Here is a 3363-nt window from a genome sequence, read left to right as displayed (position 1 = left end):
CAAATCTTCGAGTTATTGAAAGTAGCGGGTCTGCAGCAAAAAATCGCGAGGCTCTGACCTGCGCAAACAGAATAGTTATATTCTAAGACGTGGAATTTGGGACATTCCCCTCCTCGCCCGGCTATCGAATCGCCCGATTGCCCGCGTCTCCCGAGTAAGAGGAATAAGAGATAGCAGTTCCCACCCTCGGCAGGTCGTGCCCACTCCTTGGCAGGTGGTGCTCGCCCCCTCGCCAACGCAAAGCCACGGGGGACAAACACAAGGCTCCGCGTCAATGCAAGAACCCCCGCGACCGGCGGGGAACCGCTGGTCACGGGGGAAATTTGTGCGCCCGGAGGGATTCGAACCCCCAACCTTCTGATCCGTAGTCAGATGCTCTATCCGTTGAGCTACGGGCGCATCATCGCCACCACAATGGGCTTGCGATTAGGTCTGCAAGGTTACCCCTGCAACGCAGATTTACTTTACACACCGCGGGCACAAAACAACAAATTCCTTCCTCACCTGCGCAAATGGAACCGCGGGCACCATGGGAACGGGGTGGTTCACCATGGGAACGGGGTGGTGCGCCGCGGGCGCAACGGGAATCACAACGAAAATCACAACGGGAAAGGCAACGGGGGAATCAGCACGAACGCGGGGATGAGGCGCAAACGCGGCGCGCGACGCGCGCCGGAAGGCTCAGCAGCCGAAGTGTGCGGGTGTGCGGAGGCGATCGCTCCGCGACCGCCGCTGTAGCCGCACACCAACTGCGGCGCGCACGCTACCGCATGCGCGCGGCAGTCGGGAAGACGCGCGCCGTGCTGACGCTCCGCGTGCGCACCCGCGCACGCTCTGCAAACCCCAACCAACACAAACCCCCGCAACCAGCGGAAAACCGCCGGTCACGGGGGAAATTTGTGCGCCCGGAGGGATTCGAACCCCCAACCTTCTGATCCGTAGTCAGATGCTCTATCCGTTGAGCTACGGGCGCTTGGGAACTTCGACAAAGCGCTTCACGCCGGCACAATCCCAGCGGACCACCACAGGCGCACCACACGCCCCACAACACTGTCCGCAGCTGTTAGCCCCGGAACCTCACCACAAGTAACCGGGCAGCTATGTGGGCAGCTCAGGCGTTCCACGCTCTGTCGAAGTTGCGGAGGCGACAGGATTTGAACCTGCGGTCCCCTAAGGGACAACTCCTTAGCAGGGAGCCCCATTCGGCCGCTCTGGCACGCCTCCGTACGTCGTATTATGGCGTACCGTTTCCAGTTTCCACAATCTCGACCGGATTTAGCCTACACAACCTGCCCACCTTCCCCAAAATCCCGCACAATCCCCGATCCGCTCCCCCATTTGCCCTAGCCACATCCCATCTGCCCTGCCACCGCACACTCCCCGATCCGCGGCCCCGTCCATCCCGCCAACTACACTGTGCAGTATGATTCGCCCCGATCTTTCCTCCCTGCCCGCATACGTCCCCGGCTCCACCCAGCCGGGCGCGCTGAAGTTGGCTTCCAACGAGTCTTCGCTGTCCCCGTTGCCTTCTGTAAGTGCCGTTATTAATGACGCCACCTCGCACCTCAACCGCTACCCCGACATGGCTTCGGGCGCGTTGCGTGGAAAGCTCGCGCAGTGGTTGGGCGTGGACCTCGACAATGTGGCGGTAGGAAACGGCAGTTCCGCCATCTGCCAGCAGCTGGTGCAGGCCACCTGTAAGGACGGCGATGAGGTTGTGTACGCCTGGCGGTCGTTCGAGGCATATCCGATCCTGTGCAAGATCGCCGGTGCGGTTGGGGTGGGTGTTCCGCTGAAGAGTGGGCGTCATGACCTCAAGGCAATGAGCGACGCGATCGGCGAGCGTACGCGCTTGGTTTTTGTGTGCAACCCGAATAATCCGACGGGCACGACGGTGAGCCGTGACGAGTTCCGCGAGTTTATGGGGCGCGTGCCTGTGGACGTGACGGTTGTGCTGGATGAGGCATATGTGGAGTACAACCGGGATGCGGAGTCTCCGGTGGCGCTGGAGGAGCTGCAGCGCTACCCGAACCTAGCGGTCTGCCGGACGTTCTCGAAGGCGTATGGGCTGGCGGGGCTGCGGCTGGGGTACCTGGTCGGGCCGGCGGAGCTGGTGGAGGCCGTGAATAAGGTGGGGATTCCTTTCGGCGTGAACGCACTGGCGCAGGCGGCGGGGATCGCGAGCGTGGAGGCTCAGGGCGAGCTGGCCGCGCGCGTGGACGCGACGGTGGCGGAGCGCGAGCGGGTGGAGGCGTACCTGGCTGGGGTTGCTCCGGCTGGAGCTGACGAGGCCGGGGCAGCCGAGCCGCTGACGTACCCGTCGCAGGCGAACTTTGTGTGGCTGAACGCGGGCGAGCGCGCGGAGGCGCTGGACGAGGCGCTGAAGCGCGAGGGTGTCATCGCGCGGTGCTTCGCGGGCGAGGGCGTGCGCGTGACGGTGACGACGCCGGAGGAGACGGATGTGCTGCTCCGCGCGCTGGATAGGGCTTTGCCGGCCGCTGAGCTGGTTAACGCCACGCAGGCCGACTAGCGCCGTGCATCCGGAGGATCCGACGCGCATTCCCGCCGTGGTGGAGCGTCTGCGCGCGGCGTGGGAGGCTCAGCCTTCGGTGCCGTTTGCGCAGTTGTGGGCTCAGTTGGAGTCGGTGGGCGTGGGCTTCAACGCCACCGACGCGGAGCTGGTGGAGGCGTGCGATGAGTTGTTGCGCCGTCACCCGTATTCTTTCGCCCCGGTCCTTCCTGGGGCGCTCTCTGGCGTGCCTAGTGACGCCCCTTCGGCCTCCCCTTCCCCGCGGACTGTCGTGGTGGAGACGGCCGATCCGGGGCCGGTGGTATCGCTGTCCGTGGAGCCGGGGGAGCCGCTGGGGTGGGCGGTTGTGCGCGGCCGGCGGGCGGGGGTTCAGCCGGTGGTGTGGCGTTTTCGGGCGGTGCGAGCGTGCCGGGCGGGGGCTCCTTTGGTGGTGGAGGATGCGGAGGGGTTTGTGCATCGTTTGGGCGTGGTGGAGCGTTTGACGTCTGCGAGGTTTGCGGTGGCAGCGGGGGAGAACGCGGCTGCGCTGGACGGCCTGCGGCGCGCGGAGTTGGGGGATCGGGAGTTTGTGGTGCGTTTTGAGGATGATTCGTGGGCGTTGGTGGGGCACGCTGTGTGGTGGTTTCGGGTGGGGCGACGCGCGGTGGATACGCGGAGGTTGAAGTGGGTGGGGTTTGAGTCTGGAATGCCAGGAGCCCCGCTCCTGGTGCGTACACCGGGAGCGGGGCTCGAGGAGTTGCCGATGGTCGCGGAGGTTTTCCGCGCCAGCTAGGCGGGGGAAGCTAGCCCTGGTGGGCTAGCTTTGTTATGTCCATAGGGTTTTTGGACATGGA

General features: G+C 64.7%; 2 protein-coding genes and 3 tRNA genes. 2 read left to right on the top strand and 3 right to left on the bottom strand.

Annotated elements, in window-relative coordinates; genetic code table 11:
- Positions 1 to 326: 326 nt before the first annotated feature.
- The 3 genes from HMPREF2678_RS03690 to HMPREF2678_RS03680 form a co-directional block, all read right to left on the bottom strand.
- Positions 327 to 399 (bottom strand) — tRNA-Arg (locus tag HMPREF2678_RS03690).
- Positions 400 to 900: 501 nt separating this feature from the next.
- A tRNA-Arg gene (locus HMPREF2678_RS03685) sits at positions 901 to 973 on the bottom strand.
- Between the two features lie 166 nt (positions 974 to 1139).
- A tRNA-Ser gene (locus HMPREF2678_RS03680) sits at positions 1140 to 1224 on the bottom strand.
- Positions 1225 to 1423: 199 nt separating this feature from the next.
- Here HMPREF2678_RS03680 and hisC point away from each other — a divergent pair.
- Both hisC and HMPREF2678_RS03670 read left to right on the top strand, forming a co-directional pair.
- Positions 1424 to 2530, top strand: a complete 1107-nt coding sequence (gene hisC, locus HMPREF2678_RS03675; protein ID WP_070550964.1) for a histidinol-phosphate transaminase — start codon at positions 1424 to 1426, stop codon at positions 2528 to 2530.
- Positions 2531 to 2534: 4 nt separating this feature from the next.
- The gene (locus HMPREF2678_RS03670; RefSeq protein WP_141747009.1) at positions 2535 to 3302 is read left to right on the top strand and encodes a hypothetical protein; all 768 of its coding nucleotides are present in this window, start codon (positions 2535 to 2537) and stop codon (positions 3300 to 3302) included.
- Positions 3303 to 3363: the final 61 nt, after the last annotated feature.

Origin of the sequence: Corynebacterium sp. HMSC058E07 (assembly GCF_001809885.1) — a bacterium.
GTDB classification, from domain to species: domain Bacteria; phylum Actinomycetota; class Actinomycetes; order Mycobacteriales; family Mycobacteriaceae; genus Corynebacterium; species Corynebacterium macclintockiae.
Note: the sequence above shows the minus strand (reverse complement) of the source record. Positions and strands in the feature narration are given on the sequence as shown.